This is a genomic window from Paracidovorax oryzae ATCC 19882, assembly GCF_000687165.1.
GTDB lineage: Bacteria > Pseudomonadota > Gammaproteobacteria > Burkholderiales > Burkholderiaceae_C > Paracidovorax > Paracidovorax oryzae.
Window position 1 is genome coordinate 212499 of record NZ_JMKU01000005.1, and the last position, 17673, is coordinate 230171.

The following is a 17673-nucleotide window of genomic DNA, read 5'->3' on the forward strand; positions in this document are numbered from 1 at the left end:
GCGGTCTGCAATTCATTTAGAGGAACACACCATGTCCTGGCTCGAAAAACTTCTGCCGTCCAAGATCCAGCAGTCCGACCCGACGGAGCGCCGCCAGGTGCCCGAGGGGCTGTGGATCAAGTGCCCGAGCTGCGAGACCGTGCTCTACAAGACCGACCTGGAGCACAACCAGAACGTCTGCCCGCATTGCAGCCACCACCACCGCATCAATGCCCGCCCGCGCCTCGACGCCTTCCTGGACGCGGAAGGCCGCTACGAGATCGGCCAGGAAGTGCTGCCGGTGGACGCGCTCAAGTTCAAGGACAGCCGCAAGTACACTGAGCGCCTGAAGGAAGCGCTGGAGAACACCGGCGAAACCGATGCGCTGATCGTGATGGGCGGTTCGGTCAAGAGCATCAACGTCGTCGCGGCCTGCTTCGAGTTCGATTTCATGGGCGGCTCCATGGGCAGCGTGGTGGGCGAGCGCTTCGTGCGCGGCGTGGAAACCGCCATCGAGCAGAAGGTGCCGTTCATCTGCTTCACCGCCACCGGCGGCGCGCGCATGCAGGAGGGCCTGCTGTCGCTCATGCAGATGGCCAAGACCAATGCGGCGCTCACGCGGCTGGCCAAGAAGGGCCTGCCCTACATCAGCGTGCTGACCGACCCGACCATGGGCGGCGTCTCGGCCGGTTTCGCCTTCGTGGGCGACATCGTGATCGCCGAGCCCAAGGCGCTCATCGGCTTCGCGGGGCCGCGCGTGATCGAATCCACCGTGCGCGTGACGCTGCCGGAAGGCTTCCAGCGGGCCGAGTTCCTGCAGACCAAGGGCGCCGTGGACTTCATCTGCGACCGCCGCGAACTGCGCGACACCGTGGCCAGGAGCCTGGCCATGCTGCAGCGCCTGCCGGCCGACTCGGTCGCCTGAGCCACCGCCAGACAGACAAAAAAAGCCGCCGGCCCGGCAGGGGCCGGCGGCTTTTTTGCGCCTATCGCATCACGATGCCCTGCAGGTGGCCCAGCACGATCATCACCACCTGCAGCAGCACGATGGCCACGAGGGGCGAAAGATCCACGCCCCCCAGCAGGGGGATCACGCGGCGCAGGGGCCGCAGGATGGGGTCGCAGAGGCGCCCGATGACATCCGCGATCGGCGAGCGCGTCTGCACCCAGGAAAGGACCGCGCCGACGATGAGCAACCCCATCATCCCGGAGACCGCCACCCGCGCCAGCCCGAAGAGGGCCATCCAGGGCAGCCAGGCCAGACCCAGCAGGCCGCCCAGCAGCAGCCACAGCAGCAGGTACTGCGCCAGCTGGATCAGCAACCCCGCCACGAAGCTGGACCAGTCCCAGCGGCCGGTGGGGGGGATGATGCGGCGCAGCGGCATCACCAGCCAGTCGCTGAGGGCGAAGACCAGCCGGCCGACCGGGTTGGAAAACGGAACGCGCTGCGCCTGCATGTACAGGCGCAGCAGGCAGGCGCCGGTGAGCAGGCCGCCGATCACGTCCAGCAGGAAAGAAGCAATCTGGAAGAGCATGGGACCTCGTCGTAGGCGGGCCCGTCGCGGGCCCGTTCGCCGTGGGATGATAGCGGGCCGTACAGGCCCCGCCCATGACCTTCGCCCCACCTCCCCACGAGCCCGCGCCCCAGGTGCCGCTCACGCTCAGCTCGCTGCCGCTGTTCCCGCTGGGCACGGTACTCTTCCCGGGTGGCCTGCTGGCCCTGCGGGTATTCGAAGTGCGCTACCTGGACATGGTGCGCAAATGCCGCCAGGCCGGGGCACCGTTCGGCGTGGTGGCTCTCACGGACGGCCACGAGGTGCGCCAGGCCGGCGCGGCGCCCGAGAAATTCCACGATGTGGGCACGCTGGCGGCCATCTCGGAACTCGATGACTCCCATCCCGGGCTCATCGCCATGAAGGCCCAGGGGTCGGAACGGTTCCGCATCGTGCGACGCCAGTTACTGCCGCACGGCCTCTGGATCGCCGACATCGAGCAACTGCCGCCGGACGTGGCCGTGCCCGTGCCCCCGGACCTGCGCAAGGCCGCGGCGGCCCTGGAACAGGTGCTGGCACGCCTGCGCGACCGCAACCCCGATGACACCAGCCTGCCCCTGCCGGGCGCCGCCCAGCTGGACGACTGCGGCTGGGTGGCCAACCGCTGGTGTGAACTGCTGCCGGTACCCATCGACCTGAAGCAGCAGCTCATGCAGCTCGACAGTCCGCTGCTGAGGCTCGAGCTCGTGGGCGACGTACTGGACCGTACGGGCATCGCGCCATGAGCAGGCTCCGCGCCATCCGGCCAGCGCCCGGCATGCGTGCGCCGTGAAAGTCCTGCAGGTCATCACCAAAGGCGAAACAGGGGGAGCGCAGAGCCATGTGCGCACACTGTGCGCCGCGCTCTCCGCGCAGGGTGTCGCCGTGCAGGCCGCCATCGGCGGAACCGGCCCGCTGTCACCATTGGGCAGGGATCTGGAAGCCCTGGGCCTGCGAGTGCATGGCATTCCCGTGCTGGACAACGGCTTGCGGCCGGTCCGCCTCCTGCGGGCCACGCGCGATCTGCTCCGCATCGTGCGAACCGAGTCCCCGGACCTGCTGCACGCCCACAGCGCCATGGCGGGCGTGGCTGCGCGTATCGCAGGAGCGTTGTCGGGTGTCCCCGTGATCTACACCGTGCACGGCTTCGCATTCAAGGCCGGCAATGCCTGGCCGCGCCGGGCGGTGGCCTGGACCACCGAAGCGTTGCTGGCCCCGCTGACCCGCCGCATGGTGTGCGTCTCGGAGCACGAGCGAGCCCTCGCACGCAGCCTCCCGCTGCCGGGCGGGCGCCTGGTCACTGTCGTGAATGGCGTCCACGACATCGCCGTTCCCGCCGATGCCCCCGCATGGAAGCGCGAAGGCACTTCGATCGCCATGGTCGCCCGCATGGCCCCGCCGAAACGCCACGACCTGCTGCTGCATGCCCTGGCACGGCTGAGGGACGCGACCGGACAGGCTGGCTCCGCCAGCCTCCTGGGAGACGGCCCCGACAGGCCGTCCCACGAAGCGCTGGCAGCCCGCCTGGGCCTGCAGACATCGGTCGACTTCCAGGGGGACGTGGACGACGTACCCGCCCAGCTCGCACGCCACGGCATCTTCGTGCTCATGTCGGACCACGAAGGATTGCCCATTTCGCTCATCGAGGCGATGCGCGCGGGCATGGCGATCGTGGCCAGTGACCTGCCCGGCGTGCGCGAGCTGCTGCCCGACCCCGGGCACGCCCTGCTCGTACCCGCGGACCCGGAAGCGCTCGCCGCTGCGCTGCGACAATTGATGGAGTCCCCCGCGCTGCGCGCCCGGCTCGGCGCTGCCGCCCGGCGGCGCTACGAACAGCACTACACCGCCGAGCGCATGGGTTCGGCAGTGCGCGGCGTCTATGCCGCCGCCCTGCGGCATTCCCGCTCCTGAATGGCATGAACAGCATTCCCCAACGCGAACTTGGCTCTTCCACGGCGCACCGGCAAGGCTCGGTGCTGCGCTGGTCGCTGGCGGGAGCGGTGACGCTGCTCGCGGCCTACCTGATCGGGCTGGAACTGCAGCGCCGCGGCTGGGCGACCTACCAGTTCCCCGCCACCGTCCTGTGGTGCGCCATCCCGTATGCCATCGCGTCCTACTGGCTGTACAGCGGCGCCCACCTGCCACGTTTCGAGGGCAGGAGCTTCCTCTTCGTGGCGACGGCCGTGCCGTATTTGACGGCTCCCCTCGGCTTCGCGCTGCTGCAGCGTCCCTATTCCCGGGGCGCCGTGTTGCTGTCGTACCTGCTGTCGCTGGCGTGGTTCCTGGCCGGCCATTGGCGCGACCTGCGCCGCCACGGACTGTGCCTGATCTATCTGGACGATACCGTCCCGCAGCGCCTGCAGGCGCTGCTGGGCCCCGGCGCAGACGAAGCGCGCAGGAAGGACATTACGCTCGTGCCCTGGCCGGAGCGGGGCCTGGACGACGCAACCGCCCGGGGCTGGGCCGGCGTGGTGCTGGACCGGCACGCCCCCTCCCACGCGGCCCGCGACCGGAAAATCAGCGGATTGCGGCTGCAGCACATCCGCCTCTACAGTGTCGAAGCGGTGGTCGAGCTGCTGAGCGGCCGGATGGTGCTGCCTGACAACCATGCGCAGGATTTGTGGGCGCTGGACGGCAACCCGGCCTACGACACGGTCAAGCGCATGGTGGACCTGGCCGCCACGCTGGCCACGCTGCCTCTCTGGCTACCCCTGTGCCTGGCAGCCGGCCTGGCAGTGAAACTGGATTCCCACGGCCCCATGCTCTTCTCGCAGTTGCGCGTGGGCCGCAACGGGCGCGAATTCTGCATCTGGAAGCTGCGCAGCATGCGCCATGCGCCATCGGAGCAAGGCGCGCGTTTCGCGCAGCCCAACGACGACCGCATCACGCCGGTGGGCCGCTTCATACGCCGCACCCGCCTCGACGAGCTTCCCCAGTTGTGGAACGTCCTGCGGGGCGACATGAGCCTGATCGGCCCGCGGCCCGAGCAGGCGGAATTCGTGCGCAGCTTCGCGGAACGCATTCCCGCCTACCCCTACCGCCACCTGGTGCGCCCCGGCCTGACCGGCTGGGCGCAGGTGCAGCAGGGCTACGCGGACAGCGAGGAGCAGACCGCCGTCAAGCTCAGCTACGACCTCTACTATGTCGCGCACTATTCCGTGGCACTGGACCTGCTGATCGCCTGGAAGACGCTGCGCATCGTGGCCAGCGGATTCGGCTCGAGGTAACAGCGTGGCGTCAGCGCACTGTCACCCGCGCGCGCGCGGCCAGCACGTCCGCCCCCAGCGGCCGCCGGCGCACGAGGCCCCGCAGCAGGCGCCCCTTGAGGCTGCCTGCCGGACTCACCATGCACCCGTGCAATTCCTCGACCCGCAGGCCGGCATCGGCCAGCACCTTGCTCAGGGTGTAGGGCGAAAACCAGGCCCGGTGATCGGTATTGACGCGCTCGACGCCACCCAGCATGTTCACCGCGTTGCGCAGCGCGAGTCCGTTCGGCACGGACACCACGAAATCCGCGGCGGGAAAAATCTGCGCGAGCCGCGCCATGAACGCCGCGGGATCGCCCAGATGTTCGAGCACATCGGGAACCATGACGAGATCCACACCGAGCCCCCGCAGGAAGCCTTCGGAATCCGAGGCGTGGATGTCCAGCGCATGCACATGCTGGAATCCGAGCAGCCGGGCGGCCTCCACCGCCTGCCGGTTGATATCGATGCCATGGCATTGGCGCGCGCTGCGGCTCAGGCGCGCATGCAGCCAGCCGCCATCGGCCACCCGCGCGGCGATCAGCGGCTGGTGATCGGCAAACCCCACGTGCAGCACCGATCGCCCGGCGCACCATTGTTCGAGCAGGTCGCCGCGCGCCAGCGGAGCGAAGGCCATCCGGGGCTGGTACCGGTAGTCGTCATCGAAGTCCTCGCCCGATAAGTAGCTGGAGATTGCGTCCATGTCCCGATTATCCCCAGGCACCTGCACACCTCCACGGATCTGCCTGCTGCACGATGCACCGGCGGCCGGCGGCGTGGCGACGGTCACCCGGGCACTGGTGGAAGGGCTGCGCGCAGCGGGCTGGCCAGTGGACATCCAGCATGCCACGCCGCAGAGGGGGCCGGCCCTGCTCGCCGCGGCCCGGCGCAGCGATGTGCTGCTCGCCGCGCACAACTTCCGCCCGGCCTACGTGGCATGGGCACTGGGCCTCGCGACGCGCAGGCGCGCCGTGGTGTGGGTGCACGGGCCGGTCGATACGGTGCTGGCGCAGGCCCGTGCCGGGGCCGGAAAGCAGGCGTGGCTGCGCTGGCTCTACGGGCGCGCCTCGCATTGCGTGTTCGTCTCCGGGTCATCGCAAGCAGCCTTCCAGCGGTTCATGCGGGGAGGCCGCCGGGAATCCCCAGCCCTGCGCGTCGTGCACAATCCCGCCCCCCCGTCCTTCGTCGCTGCACAACCGGCGCTGGCCACGAGAAGACATGGCCCCGTACGCATGGGCTACATGGGACGCCTGTCCACCGAAAAAAACCCGCAATTGCTCCTGGAGACCCTGCGCAGGCTGCCGCCCGAATTCCACCTGTCATTGGCAGGCGACGGACCCTTGCGCGGCGCCCTGGAGGCAGCCTCGCAGGACCTGCAGCAGGCGGGACGGCTCCGATGGCTGGGGCATGTCGAAAACAGCGCCGGGTTCTGCCGTGAACAGGATCTCACCCTGCTCACTTCGCGCTATGAAGGCTGTCCCATGGCCGCGCTGGAATCGCTGTCGATGGGGGTGCCCTGCGTCGGCGTACCCATCCCGGCCCTGCAGGAAATGCTGCAGCAGCATGCGCCCTACCTCATCGCACGGGAGAGCTCGGCGCAGGCCCTGGCCGATGCCGTACTCGCCACGCTGCGCATGCCTGCAGCGGCCGTGCAGGCGGATTTGCAGCGCATTCTGGAGCAGTACCGGCATGCGGACTTCCTGGCGGGGTGGCAGTCGGTGCTGCGGGAGGCGTCCGGACGATGCTGATCCATTTCATCCATTCCGGGCAAGCCTACCTGCCTGAGTTGGGAGCCTACTCCGCGTTCCTGCAGCAATCCGGACACCAGGCCGTGCTGCACAGCCATCCCGGCACGGTACCCGGCGATGCCGAGGTAATGTGGTGGATCTGCGGGCTCGTGCCCCCGGCCAGCGCCCGGCGCCATCCCGGGGCATTCCAGGTGCACGAATACGCATCGGCGTCGGTACCGCCCTGCGCCTGGCTCAAGGACAGGATCAAGTCCTGGCGCCAGCCCACCCCGAACTACCGGATCTTCCAGAACGCCTGGGTGCGCCGACGGCTCGGGTTCGGCGACGGGGTTCCGTTTGAATACCGCGACATGGGCGTTCCAGAAGCCTTCCTGTCGCGCTCGGACACGCCGCGCAGCAAACGTTTCGATTTCGCCTACCTCGGAGACATGCACCGGCTGCGCGGCTTCGCGCCGCTGCTGCAAGCCCTGGCACCGGCCGGACGCACGCTGCTGCTCATAGGGGAGCTGCCCGATGACCTGCGGGCCGCACTGGGGCGCCTGCCCAGCGTGACCATGGCGGGACGCGTGCCGCAGTGCGACGTCCCGGCCCTGCTCGCGCAGGCGCGCTACGGCCTGAACCTGGTGCCGGTACGCCCCCCCTACGACCGGCAGACTTCCACCAAGCTCCTCGAATACTGCGCAGTCGGGCTGCCCACCGTCTCCACCGACTACCGCTGGGTGCGGGAATTCGAGCGCACGGCGGGCGCACGGTTCATCTACCTTCCCGCGCACGCGACGGTGGCGCGTTACGCGGAACTGCTGGGCCCCGGCCTGGACGAGCAGCCCCGCACCGTCCCGCCGATGCAAGCGCATGCCTGGAACACGCTGCTGGCCCGCCTGCACATATGGCGCCGATGGCAGGAGCGCGCATGAAACTGCTCGGAACCACGACGCATATCGCAGCCGCGAGCGCCGTCTCGCTGGGGGCCCAGGGGCTCTTCGGCCTGCTCATGCTGCAGCTGTTCCAGCCCCGGGAGGTGGGACTTTTCACGGTCGTGAGCCAGATAGGCTTCTTCTGGATGACTCTGGCACTCGCCCAGAGCCAGCTACGGTTCCTGGCCAACATCCACCACCCTCCCGGCCCGGCACTGCGGGAAGCGATGCGCGCCAGCCTGCTGCGCTGGGCCCTTTTGCTTCCGGTAGCGGCGGCGGCCGTCTGGCTGGCAGGCCTGGGCCGCCCCGGCGCATGCCTGGCCTGGGCGTCCCTCCTGGCGCTGCTGCAGCTGGGCTGGTACATGGCACAGCCGTGGGCCCTGCGCACGGCATCCGCGCAGTCGGCCGCGCTGGCCCGGTCGGTCCCGCCGCTCGCCGCGCTCGCGGTGGCCGGCGGCGCAGGGCTGCTCCTGCCTGGCGCCGGTGCCACGGCGCTCTTCGCGGCAGCCGCTGGCAGCTACGCGATCGGCGCGCTCTGGCTGTTGCGGCCCGCGCGCGATGCACGCACCTTGCCGGCCCCGCCGGAGGACGGCCATCGCACGCCAGGAGCCACGCGCCCCTCGCAGCAGGACGACCGGGGCCCGCTCCTGCGCATCGCGCACACCGCTGCCGATGCCGCGGCAGGCATGGCGGTCCTCGTCATGTGGCAGCGTTTCCACGGGGCCGCGGAGGCGAGCTATCTGGCCGTTCTTCTCCGGCTGCTGGGACTGCTGCCTTCCGTGGTGTACGCCGCCTGGCCCCAAGTGCTGCTCTCACAGGGGCGCGAGCATGCCACGCTGTCGCTGCGCATCGGCCTGTCGGGCGCAGCCTGCACGCTGCTGGCGGGCCTGGCCGCCGCCTGGGCGCTCCATGCAGGGTGGATTCCATCTGCATGGCAAGGCCTGGAGGGCTATCTGGCACCGCTGGTGATCTGGCAGGGATGCGCCTGCCTTTTCGCCGCCTACGGCCATTTGCCGTTCCAGCGCGGACTGGCGCGCCCCTTCTCATGGGCCGCCATCGGGTTCGACGGCCTGCAAATTGCCGTCCTGTGTCTTCCGCTCGCATGGCCCGGCATCGATCCGGTGGCGCACATATGGGCACTGGCAGGAACATCTGCTGCCGTTCTGCTGGCCCTGGTTCGCTGGATGACGGGCAAAAAACTAAAATAGCCGGTTCAGCCAGTCCACCAGCCGCTACCACGGCGCATACGCTCGTTTCTATGCTCCCCCCCCAGAATCCTTCCGCGCCCACCGCCGCTCCCTCCGACGACAACCAGCTCATCGCCGAGCGCCGCGACAAGCTCAAGTCCCTCCGGGAGGCCCAGGCCCAGGGCAAGGGCGTGGCCTTCCCCAATGATTTCAAGCCCGCGCACCATGCGGCCGACCTGCAGGCGCAGTACGCAGAGACCGAGGCCGAGACGCTCGAAGCCAACCCCGTGCCGGTGAGCGTGGCCGGCCGCATGATGCTCAAGCGCGTCATGGGCAAGGCCAGCTTCGCCACCGTGCAGGACGGCTCGCTCGGCACCACGGGCGGCCGCATCCAGGTGTACGTGACCCGCGACGCGATCGGCGAAGAGGCCTATGCGGCCTTCAAGCACTGGGACCTGGGCGACATCGTGGGTGCCGAAGGCACGCTCATGAAGACCAAGACCGGCGAGCTGTCGGTCAAGGTCACAACGCTGCGGCTGCTCACCAAGAGCCTGCGGCCCATGCCCGACAAGTTCCACGGCGTGGCCGACCAGGAAGTGAAGTACCGCCAGCGCTACGTGGACCTGATGACCGACGAGGCGGCCCGCAAGCGCTTCATCGCGCGCAGCAAGGCCGTGAGCGGCATCCGCGAATTCATGGTGCAGCACGGCTTCCTGGAGGTGGAGACGCCCATGCTCCACCCCATTCCCGGCGGCGCCAACGCCAAGCCGTTCGTCACGCACCACAATGCGCTGGAGCAGGAGATGTACCTGCGCATCGCGCCCGAGCTCTACCTCAAGCGCCTGGTGGTCGGCGGCTTCGAGCGCGTGTTCGAGATCAACCGCAACTTCCGCAACGAAGGCATCTCGGTGCGCCACAACCCCGAGTTCACGATGATGGAGTTCTATGCGGCCTACTGGAACTACCGCGACCTGATGGACTTCACCGAACAGCTCGTGCGCGATGCGGCCACGAAGGCGGCGGGCAGCCTGCAGCTGACCTACCAGGGCCGCGCTGTGGACCTGTCGCAACCCTTCGAGCGCCTGACCATCCGCGAGGCCATCCTGCGCCACACCGAGGCCGGCGACGGCGTGGACGACGCCGCCTGGCTGGTCGCCGCGCTGCGCAAGCTGGGCCTCTCCGAGGAGAAGGACCGCCTGTCCACGCGCACGCTGGCAGGCCTGCAGGTGCTCTACTTCGAGGAAACGGTGGAGGACAAGCTCTGGCAGCCCACCTTCATCATGGAACACCCGACAGAGATCAGCCCGCTGGCGCGCGCCAACGACACGCGCCCCGAGGTGACGGAGCGCTTCGAGCTCTACATCACGGGCCGCGAGTTCGGCAACGGCTTCTCCGAGCTCAACGACGCGGAGGACCAGGCCGCCCGCTTCCAGTCCCAGGTGGAAGCCAAGGACAGCGGAGACGACGAGGCCATGTATTTCGACCACGATTTCGTCCGCGCCCTCGAATATGGCATGCCTCCCACCGGGGGCTGCGGCATCGGCATCGACCGGCTTATGATGCTGTTGACCGACAGCCCCAGCATCCGCGACGTGATCCTGTTCCCCGCCCTGCGCCGGGAACATTGAAACCGCCGCGGCCATGCCCCCACCGCCCGGTCCGTAGAGAGGAAGGCCGATGACCGCCATGCCCCCCAATTCTCCCGCCACCCCAGGGCGGCATGGCGAGCCCCTTCCTTCGGCGGGGCCCTTCTCCGTCATGGTCGTCGAAGACCAGGCCTCCGTACGGGCCGCCCTCGTCGCCGAGCTCAGGCATGCGGGAGTGGCCGACGTGATGGAAGCGGCCTCCAGCGACGTGGCCCTGCAGCTCTTCAAGCTGCGCCGTCCCGACCTGGTGCTGCTGGATATCCGGCTCTCGGACGACAAAGACGGCTACTGGGTCGCCCAGCAGATGCGTGAGGCCGAGGCTGGCGGGTGGACGCCGATCATCTTCCTGTCCGGCCTGGACAGCGACCTGGATGTCTGGCGCGGCATCGAGGCCGGCGGAGACGACTACCTCGTCAAGCCCGTGAAGCCCATCGTGCTGGTGGCCAAGCTGCGCGCCATGCGGCGCCTGCTGGACATGCGCCGCAGGCTCGTGTCCATGTCAGAGGAACTGCACCTGGCCAACCAGCGCCTCAACGAGATGGTGGAGGTGGACACCCTCACCGGCCTCGTCAACCGGCGAGGCTTCGACCGCATACTGCACAGCGAGATCCTCGCCGCGCGCCGCGACGGCATGCCGCTCACGCTGATGCTGTGCGACCTCGACCACTTCAAGCGTTTCAACGACGCCGTGGGCCATGTCCAGGGCGATGCCTGCCTGCGCGAAGTGGGCCGGTTGCTCAAGGAGGTGTGCGTGCGTCCGAGGGATGTGGCGGCACGGTACGGCGGCGAGGAATTTGCCCTCATCCTGCCCAACACGCCGCGCTCCGGGGCGATGACCTTCGCACGTGCGCTCGGCAAGCTCGTGAGCCAGCGTGCCATCGCGCACCCCGACTCGCCGCTGGGCGCGAGCCTCACCGTCTCGGGGGGCATCACCACCTGCGTGCCGGACGACAGCACCAGCGCCGAAGCCATGCTGATGCGCGCAGACGAAGCGCTCTACGCCGCCAAGGCCCAGGGCCGCGCGCGCTTCTTCAGCTTCGAGATGCAGATGGATACCATCGAGCAATTGCGCGGCTGACGCGCGGCTGACCCCGACGCCGCGCGCAGTTCCCGCCCGAGCGGCAGGGACGGCACGCGGAACCCTTGCCGGCAGCGAGGCTCCCTCCGTGGGTGAGCAATCCTTCCGTTATTTCCCGTTCCTTCTCCCAGACGCTGACTGCCTTGCATCCCCTGTCCATGACCCGGCTTCGCACCTACCTTCCCGACTGGATGCAGGAGTGGCTCGACATCATCGTGCCCGGCGTCCAGATCGTGCTCATCCTGGTGCTGGCCATGCTGCTGCAGCGAACGCTGCGCCGCCTGCTCGAACGTGCGGGCCGCCACTACCATTGGCCCATCGAGCTCATGGTGCCCATCAACGGCCTGGTGCGCTGGGTCATCATGGGCAGCGCCGTGCTGCTGGTACTGGAACGGCTGGGGGTTTCCGCCACCGTGCTGTGGACCGCATTCACCGGCTTCGCGGCCGTGGGCGCGGTCGCTTTCTTCGCGGCGTGGAGCGTGCTCTCCAACCTGTTCTGCGCCCTGCTGATCTTCACCGCCGGCCCGTTCCGGCTGGGCGACTACATCGAGGTGCTGGACACCGCTGAAAAGCCGGGCGCCAAAGGCCGCGTCGTGGACATCAACCTGCTCTACACCACGCTCGAGGATTTCCACGGCACGCCGGATGCGCCCGTGCTGCTGCAGATCCCCAACGCGCTCATCTTCCAGCGCGTGGTGCGGCGCTGGACCAGCGCGCCGCCCCGGCCGGCGGATGCGGCGCAGACACAGACCCCTGCGCCCGCGCATGCCACGACCCCGGTGGCGCCGGACACCCCATCGCTGCCAGCAGCCTGACGGAGAGCACGGGCCGCCACTCCGGCCCGCCCTCTATCCAGCACCTCAGCCGCCTTCGTGCGGCTTGTGCCCGCCTCCGTGGTGCGGAGGCTGCTGCTGCGGCGCGGGCCGGGATTCGCGCAGTGCCTCGTGCATGGCTGGCCGCGGCGCAGGCTGCTGCGGCGCATGCATGGCCGCGACCGGCATGCTGCGCGGCTCGGCATGCATGGGCTGCGGCTGCACAGGCTGCGGCATGTGGACGGGTTGCTGCTGCATGTGCGGCGAAGGCGCCGCCATCTGTCGAGGCTGCTGCAGGGCATGGGCCATCGACATATCCGCCGGCATCTGCGGGCGCTGCGACGGAGCCGGCATGGGAGAAGGAGGCGCCACGAAGGCGGCATGCGGGTTCCGGTTCTCGGGCATCGCGGGGTTGGCACGCCCGGTCTCCGGTCGCGGCGGCTGTCCTGCCGGAGCCAGCCCCATGGCGGACGCCATGGCCGGTGCCGCCGGGTTGTTCCGGTGTTCGGCGGAATGCTGTGGTTCGGCGGAACGCTGCAACTCCGGCGCACGCTGAGCTTCCATGGGACGCATGGCATGGCCGGTGCGGCTGTCCTGGAACGCTGCGGACAATGTTCGCGGCGCGCCAGGCACGGCCTCTGAGCCTGGCTGGGCGAAAGCGTGCGCCGGTGCGGGCTGGCCCGGTGCCACCGGCATCGGCGCCCGGCCCGGCCCCTGCATGAGGGCCTGGGGCTGGTGAACGCCATTCCGGTCGCCGGCCAGGGGCGGGGCCTGCACGTGGCGCTGCTCGAACGCCATGGGTCGCTGCCCTGCCGCGTGGCTGTCCTGCAGCGCCGCGGCCAGGGACTGGCCGTGCGGCCCGTTCGGGCCCATCGGCGGCGCCATGGCAGCGCGCACGGGGGCGGCCGGCCCGCCGGCGAATCCCAAGGCGGGCGCACCCGGCGCAGGCAGGCCTGGCGGCTGGCCCGGGGCATTCACATAGACATTGCGGTTGTTCACCGTGATGCGGTTATGGATGTTCTCGATCACCGTGGGTGAGTTCGACACGTAGGTGGCTCCGCGGTACACGACCGCAGGCCCCCAGGCGGGCGGCGGCGGCGCGGGCCCCCAGGCGATCGGTGGCGGAGGCGGCGGCCCCCAGTGCAGGTTCCAGTCGTTCCATCCCCAGCCATGGTGGTGGCTGGTGGCCAGCGCGCCCACCAGGACGCCGGCACCGAAGGCCAGCGCGCCCACGGCCACGGGGTCCGGCCCCACCGCCACCGGTGCCGGCTGCACCACCGGCACGGCCCAGCTGTAGCTGGGATACACGGGCACCGGCGTTCCATACACCACGGCCGGGTCATAGCGCGGCACGTAAACTGTCTGCACCTCGGCAGGCTCGATGGTGATGACGGTGGGTGGCGGAGTGACCACCGCCGGCCCCTGGTACAGCGCCACGGGCGCCTGCGATGGCGGCAGCGGCGGCGGCAGGGAACGGGCTTCCACCGTCGCCACGCGCAGGCGCGGTGAGCTCTTGAGCGTACCGGCATGGGCGGCGCGGGCGCGCATGGCCTGGATGGCGTTCATCACGTCCGCAGGATCGTGGTAATAGGCCTTGCCCAGAGCGGTCGTCCAGGGCAGGTTGGAGGCCATCTGCTCCAGCACATTGGGAAACGCCGTCAGGGATTTGACGCTGGGATCCCAGGGCTGGGGATCCACCGCATTCACCAGGGCGCTGCCCTTCAGCCCCGGATTCTGGGCGAGCCAGGTTTCAGCGGCAGAGACCTGGTCCGGGTAGGTTGCGCCGGCGAGCACCTGGGCCACGAGTTTGTCGGGATAGAGTGCGATCGGGGCCACCATCTGGTAGAGGACGTCCGCGGACGGCGGCGTGTAGGCCACTGGCACCGCGGCGGGCGCAGAGGCCGCGGGCTCCGGCGCGGGCACGCTGGCAGCAGCCTGGGGAGCGGGCGTCGTGACACGTTCGCAGCCGGCCAGGGCGCATGCGGCCGCTATGCAGGTGACGGCCGTACCCCATGCGGCTCGGCGGGGCCGGGTGGAGACGGCGACTTCAGGGAAAGCAGGATCACGCACCATGGAAAGACCTCCGGCAAGGGCCGCGCCGCCCTCATGGCCGCGGGCACTGCTTGCTGTTCGTAACGCCATGCTTGGGCACGCGTTGACGCCGTGTGTAGCCCGATGTGTCCGGCCTGCGGCCGGGCAATGCACATCCACGGCGCGGTTTTCCCATGCGCCCCGGCTTGTTACGAAAAACAAGCACCGCGCCACCACGGAATCATTTGGTTACAAACAATCCAGCCTCAGGGCAGGCAGTCCAGCGCCCTCAGGTAATCCGGCTCCAGCATGAGCTCGTCCCAGGGATGGGGCATCGTCTGTGGAAGCAGGGCGAGCCGGCGGGCCTCGCTGTCCGGGCTGGGGCGCCAGCGCCCTTCGCCGCGTGCGCGCTCCAGGGCATCGAGCACATCGTCGAGCGCCCTGCCCTGCTCGCGCCCCTCGCCCACCAGGCTCTGGTTGCACAGCAGCACGAGGTCGCAGCCGGCATCGAGAGCCGCGCGCGTGGCGGTCGCGAAGTCCACCGCATGGCCATCGATGCGGCGAGCGCCTTCCATGCTGAGATCGTCGCTGAACACCGCTCCGCTGAACCGCAGGCGCTGTCGCAGGATGTCCTGCAGCCAGCGGCGCGAGAACCCGGCCGGAAGCCGGTCCACGCGCGGATAGATGACATGCGCCGGCATCACGCCGGTCAGCGTGTTCGACAGCCAGGCATACGGCGCGGCGTCATCCGCGAGGATCGCGCCCAGAGGGCGCCGGTCCACGGGCACGTCGGTATGCGAGTCGGCCGCGACGAAGCCGTGTCCGGGGAAATGCTTGCCGCAATGCGCCATGCCTGCCTTGAGCATGCCGTGCGCCACGCTTTTGGCCAGCATTGCCACCACGCGCGGGTCGCGGTGGAAGGCCCGGTCGCCGATCACGCTGCTCGCCGAGGCGCTGCCTGCAGGCCCTCCCCCCCCCGGCGGCCAGTCCAGATCCAGCACCGGTGCGAACGAGAAATCCACGCCGCAGGCACGCAACTCGCTGGCCAGCACGTAGCCGGCGGCGCTGGCGGCATCCATCGCGCGCATCGCGCCGGTGCCCGGGCCCTGGCGGCCGTCGTCCATCCACAGGGTGCCCAGGGCCCGCATGGGCGGCAGGTGGGTGAAACCGTCGGTGCGAAAGCGCTGCACCCGCCCGCCCTCGTGGTCCACGCAGATGAGCAGGTCGTCCCGCACGGCCTTGATCGAGGCCGTGAGCTCCAGCAGCTGCGCCCGGTTGTCCCAGTTCCGGGCGAAGAGGATGATGCCCCCCGTGAGCGGATGGGCCAGGCGCCTGCGGTCGGCAGGAGTGAGCGCCGTTCCGGCGATGTCGAGGATGAGGGGGGCGTGTTCGATGTCGGCGGTCATGCAGGAAACGGGGTATGTGCGTAAAAAGGAAACGATGGATGCGGCGGTGCGGCTCAGGCCGGAAGGTGCTGCACGGTCTCCGGGCGGACGCCCTCGCCCGGATCCCCGCGCTCCACCACGCAGAAGCTCGCGGCATAGTCGCTCTCGTCGGTGACGCTCAGGTGGCAGCGCAGCCCCTGCGACTCGAACCAGGCCTTGAGCGCACCATGCAGCACGATGACGGGCTGGCCGCTGGGCAGCTTGGCCACCTCGCAATCCCGCCAGGTCATGGGCATGCGCATGCCCATGCCGATCGCCTTGCTGAAGGCCTCCTTGGCGGAAAAGCGCGTGGCGAGATAGCGCACGCCGCGCTCGGGCCAGCGCGCGCTGCGTTCGCGCCAGGTGTCCAGTTCGCCGGCCGCGAGCACCTTCTCGGCGAAACGGTCTCCATGGCGCTCCAGGCTCGCCCGGATGCGGCGGACGTCGCAGATGTCGGTGCCGATGCCGTAGATCATGCGCCGGCCTGCCGCTGTGCCATGCCGTCATCGATGCAGCGCTGGTAGGCCTGCACGGTGGCGGCGTAGCCCAGTTCCAGCGCATCCGCGACGAAGGCATGCCCGATCGACACTTCCATCAGGCCCGGCACGCGCGCCACGAAGGCCGCGAGATTGTCCCGGTTGAGATCGTGCCCCGCGTTCACGCCGAGCCCGGCCTCCAGCGCCGCCCGGGCCGTCGCCGCATAGCGCACGAGCTGCGCCTCCTGCGCGGGCGTGCCCCAGGCCGCGGCATAGGGTTCGGTATAGAGTTCCACGCGGTCGGCGCCCACGGCATGCGCTGCAGCCATCTGCGCCGGCTCCGCATCCATGAACAGGCTCACGCGCACGCCCAGCCCGCGGCATTCGGCCACCAGGGGCGCGAGGCGCTCGGCGTCCTGCGGAAAGCTCCAGCCGTGGTCGCTCGTGAACTGGTCCTCGCCGTCCGGCACGAAGGTGGCTTGGTGCGGACGCACAGCGCGGATGAACTCCATGAGGTTCTGCGACGGATTGCCCTCGATGTTGAACTCGCGGTCCGGCCACTGGCGCAGGAGCGCAGCCAGTGCGGGCACGTCGCCCGCGCGAATGTGGCGCCCGTCCGGGCGCGGATGGATGGTGATGCCCTGCGCGCCCGCCTCCAGGCACAGCAGAGCGGCGCGCTCCACGCCGGGAATGCCCAGGTGGCGCGTGTTGCGCACCAGGGCCACCTTGTTGACGTTCACCGACAGGGCGGTACGCACGGAATGCTGGGTCATAGGGATTGGAGATCGATCATGAGCTGCCGCGTCCGCAGCAGGGGACTGCCGCAATGGTATTGCAGCAGGGCGCGGAGCTGTGGCTTGAGGTCCGCGGCCGGAGAAGCGCTGGCGGCGAGCCCCGCCACGATCGCACGCAGCGTGGCCGTGTAGGGCTGGGCGTCGCCCAGCGAACGCTCCAGCTGGCGCCACTGCGCACCGCCCAGCGTGCTGCGGTCCGAGGGAAGGGCCGGACGCAGGCCGGCCTCCGGCACCAGCGCGTAGCGGGCCGCCGGAGCCAGCGGCGCCAGCGTGGACGTTTCCACATCCAGCGCGGGCAGCAGCCCGATCTCGCGCAGCAGCAGCAACTCGAAACTGCGCAGCACGGGCTCCAGCGCGTCGCCGTGCTCGCTGGCCAGCACCCGCACCACGCCGGCATAGGCGTCGAACAGCGCGGCATGCGTGTCCTCGCGCGCCAGCAGCCGCATCAGCAATTCATTGAGGTACAGGCCCGAGAGCAGCGCGTCGCCCGTCGGCATGACGTGCCCCCCCACCCACTCGGCCCCCTTGAGCCCATGCACCTCCTCCCGACCTTCGCCGTTCAACGTATAGGTGACGCGCAGCGGCTGCAGCGGCAGCAGCACGGGCCGGAAATTGGACGTCGGCTTCTTCGCCCCCTTGGCCACCAGCGCCACCCGCCCATGGTGGCGCGTGAACACATCCAGGATCAGGCTGGACTCGCTCCAGTCGTAGCGGTGCAGCACATAGGCGGGTTCGTCGGAAATGCGGCGTACGGCCATGGAGGGCTATGCAATCAATGGCGAGTTGGCGCTGGAAGACGAGGAAAGG

17 protein-coding genes are annotated in these 17673 nt (G+C 69.5%); 10 read left to right on the forward strand and 7 right to left on the reverse strand.

The annotated features are described in order from the left end of the window. Positions 1-31 precede the first annotated feature (31 nt). Positions 32-904 (forward strand): acetyl-CoA carboxylase, carboxyltransferase subunit beta, encoded by an 873-nt coding sequence (accD, locus tag T336_RS0104515; RefSeq protein ID WP_026431648.1) that lies wholly within the window; start codon positions 32-34, stop codon positions 902-904. A gap of 61 nt (positions 905-965) precedes the next feature. Here the strand turns inward: accD and T336_RS0104520 are convergent, their stop codons facing one another. Next, the gene (locus T336_RS0104520) at positions 966-1514 is read right to left on the reverse strand and encodes a YggT family protein (RefSeq protein WP_026431649.1); all 549 of its coding nucleotides are present in this window, start codon (positions 1512-1514) and stop codon (positions 966-968) included. Positions 1515-1588: 74 nt separating this feature from the next. On the opposite strand from T336_RS0104520, the gene T336_RS0104525 reads away from it, so the two are divergent. The 3 genes from T336_RS0104525 to T336_RS0104535 are packed head-to-tail and all read left to right on the forward strand — an operon-like array spanning position 1589 to position 4738. Then, a complete protein-coding gene (locus T336_RS0104525; protein ID WP_035225278.1) occupies positions 1589-2257 on the forward strand; it encodes an LON peptidase substrate-binding domain-containing protein in 669 nt (222 codons plus the stop codon). 43 nt (positions 2258-2300) lie between these two features. Then, positions 2301-3422, forward strand: coding sequence for a glycosyltransferase (locus tag T336_RS0104530; protein WP_026431651.1), 1122 nt, complete (start codon positions 2301-2303; stop codon positions 3420-3422). Positions 3423-3427: 5 nt separating this feature from the next. After that, positions 3428-4738 carry a sugar transferase gene (locus T336_RS0104535; protein WP_026431652.1) on the forward strand — a complete coding sequence of 437 codons (1311 nt, stop codon included), beginning with the start codon at positions 3428-3430 and terminating at the stop codon, positions 4736-4738. Between the two features lie 10 nt (positions 4739-4748). On the opposite strand, the gene T336_RS0104540 is transcribed toward T336_RS0104535, so the two are convergent. After that, entirely contained in the window at positions 4749-5459 is a 711-nt protein-coding gene (locus T336_RS0104540; RefSeq protein ID WP_026431653.1) for a class I SAM-dependent methyltransferase, read from the reverse strand. Here T336_RS0104540 and T336_RS0104545 point away from each other — a divergent pair. The 6 genes from T336_RS0104545 to T336_RS0104570 all read left to right on the forward strand — a co-directional run bounded on the left by T336_RS0104545 (position 5458) and on the right by T336_RS0104570 (position 12144). Further along, on the forward strand, positions 5458-6504 hold the full coding sequence (locus T336_RS0104545) for a glycosyltransferase (protein WP_244883867.1): 1047 nt from the start codon (positions 5458-5460) through the stop codon (positions 6502-6504). The genes T336_RS0104540 and T336_RS0104545 overlap by 2 nt on opposite strands. Continuing rightward, positions 6498-7418: a glycosyltransferase gene (locus tag T336_RS0104550; RefSeq protein ID WP_026431655.1), complete on the forward strand. Its 921-nt coding sequence runs from the start codon at positions 6498-6500 to the stop codon at positions 7416-7418. The genes T336_RS0104545 and T336_RS0104550 overlap by 7 nt, the downstream gene beginning before the upstream one ends. Continuing rightward, positions 7415-8626, forward strand: a complete 1212-nt coding sequence (locus T336_RS0104555; protein WP_026431656.1) for a hypothetical protein — start codon at positions 7415-7417, stop codon at positions 8624-8626. Before T336_RS0104550 ends, T336_RS0104555 begins: the two co-directional genes overlap by 4 nt. A gap of 50 nt (positions 8627-8676) precedes the next feature. Further along, positions 8677-10233 (forward strand): lysine--tRNA ligase, encoded by a 1557-nt coding sequence (lysS, locus tag T336_RS0104560; protein WP_019703692.1) that lies wholly within the window; start codon positions 8677-8679, stop codon positions 10231-10233. 49 nt (positions 10234-10282) lie between these two features. Then, positions 10283-11329 carry a GGDEF domain-containing response regulator gene (locus T336_RS0104565; RefSeq protein ID WP_026431657.1) on the forward strand — a complete coding sequence of 349 codons (1047 nt, stop codon included), beginning with the start codon at positions 10283-10285 and terminating at the stop codon, positions 11327-11329. A gap of 158 nt (positions 11330-11487) precedes the next feature. Further along, complete coding sequence (locus tag T336_RS0104570) at positions 11488-12144, forward strand: mechanosensitive ion channel family protein (RefSeq protein WP_244883868.1); 657 nt, start codon at positions 11488-11490, stop codon at positions 12142-12144. A gap of 45 nt (positions 12145-12189) precedes the next feature. Here the strand turns inward: T336_RS0104570 and T336_RS0104575 are convergent, their stop codons facing one another. The 5 genes from T336_RS0104575 to recO all read right to left on the reverse strand — a co-directional run bounded on the left by T336_RS0104575 (position 12190) and on the right by recO (position 17624). Beyond that, a complete protein-coding gene (locus T336_RS0104575; protein WP_026431659.1) occupies positions 12190-14214 on the reverse strand; it encodes a DUF3300 domain-containing protein in 2025 nt (674 codons plus the stop codon). Positions 14215-14438: 224 nt separating this feature from the next. Next, positions 14439-15578, reverse strand: a complete 1140-nt coding sequence (gene nagZ / locus T336_RS0104580; protein WP_026431660.1) for a beta-N-acetylhexosaminidase — start codon at positions 15576-15578, stop codon at positions 14439-14441. 53 nt (positions 15579-15631) lie between these two features. Beyond that, the gene (gene acpS, locus T336_RS0104585; protein ID WP_026431661.1) at positions 15632-16072 is read right to left on the reverse strand and encodes a holo-ACP synthase; all 441 of its coding nucleotides are present in this window, start codon (positions 16070-16072) and stop codon (positions 15632-15634) included. Next, positions 16069-16845, reverse strand: coding sequence for a pyridoxine 5'-phosphate synthase (locus T336_RS0104590; RefSeq protein ID WP_026431662.1), 777 nt, complete (start codon positions 16843-16845; stop codon positions 16069-16071). Before T336_RS0104590 ends, acpS begins: the two co-directional genes overlap by 4 nt. After that, entirely contained in the window at positions 16842-17624 is a 783-nt protein-coding gene (gene recO / locus T336_RS0104595; protein WP_013593670.1) for a DNA repair protein RecO, read from the reverse strand. The genes T336_RS0104590 and recO overlap by 4 nt, the downstream gene beginning before the upstream one ends. Positions 17625-17673 lie beyond the last annotated feature (49 nt).

Coding starts and splice junctions, on each gene's coding strand:
- T336_RS0104590 (WP_026431662.1), bottom strand. CDS start 16,845: ATGACCCAGCATTCCGTGCGTACCGCCCTGTCGGTGAACGTCAACAAG.
- T336_RS0104525 (WP_035225278.1), top strand. CDS start 1,589: ATGACCTTCGCCCCACCTCCCCACGAGCCCGCGCCCCAGGTGCCGCTC.
- T336_RS0104555 (WP_026431656.1), top strand. CDS start 7,415: ATGAAACTGCTCGGAACCACGACGCATATCGCAGCCGCGAGCGCCGTC.
- T336_RS0104565 (WP_026431657.1), top strand. CDS start 10,283: ATGACCGCCATGCCCCCCAATTCTCCCGCCACCCCAGGGCGGCATGGC.
- T336_RS0104540 (WP_026431653.1), bottom strand. CDS start 5,459: ATGGACGCAATCTCCAGCTACTTATCGGGCGAGGACTTCGATGACGAC.
- T336_RS0104550 (WP_026431655.1), top strand. CDS start 6,498: ATGCTGATCCATTTCATCCATTCCGGGCAAGCCTACCTGCCTGAGTTG.
- lysS (WP_019703692.1), top strand. CDS start 8,677: ATGCTCCCCCCCCAGAATCCTTCCGCGCCCACCGCCGCTCCCTCCGAC.
- recO (WP_013593670.1), bottom strand. CDS start 17,624: ATGGCCGTACGCCGCATTTCCGACGAACCCGCCTATGTGCTGCACCGC.
- T336_RS0104570 (WP_244883868.1), top strand. CDS start 11,488: ATGACCCGGCTTCGCACCTACCTTCCCGACTGGATGCAGGAGTGGCTC.
- T336_RS0104520 (WP_026431649.1), bottom strand. CDS start 1,514: ATGCTCTTCCAGATTGCTTCTTTCCTGCTGGACGTGATCGGCGGCCTG.
- T336_RS0104535 (WP_026431652.1), top strand. CDS start 3,428: ATGAACAGCATTCCCCAACGCGAACTTGGCTCTTCCACGGCGCACCGG.
- accD (WP_026431648.1), top strand. CDS start 32: ATGTCCTGGCTCGAAAAACTTCTGCCGTCCAAGATCCAGCAGTCCGAC.
- T336_RS0104545 (WP_244883867.1), top strand. CDS start 5,458: ATGTCCCGATTATCCCCAGGCACCTGCACACCTCCACGGATCTGCCTG.
- nagZ (WP_026431660.1), bottom strand. CDS start 15,578: ATGACCGCCGACATCGAACACGCCCCCCTCATCCTCGACATCGCCGGA.
- T336_RS0104575 (WP_026431659.1), bottom strand. CDS start 14,214: ATGGTGCGTGATCCTGCTTTCCCTGAAGTCGCCGTCTCCACCCGGCCC.
- acpS (WP_026431661.1), bottom strand. CDS start 16,072: ATGATCTACGGCATCGGCACCGACATCTGCGACGTCCGCCGCATCCGG.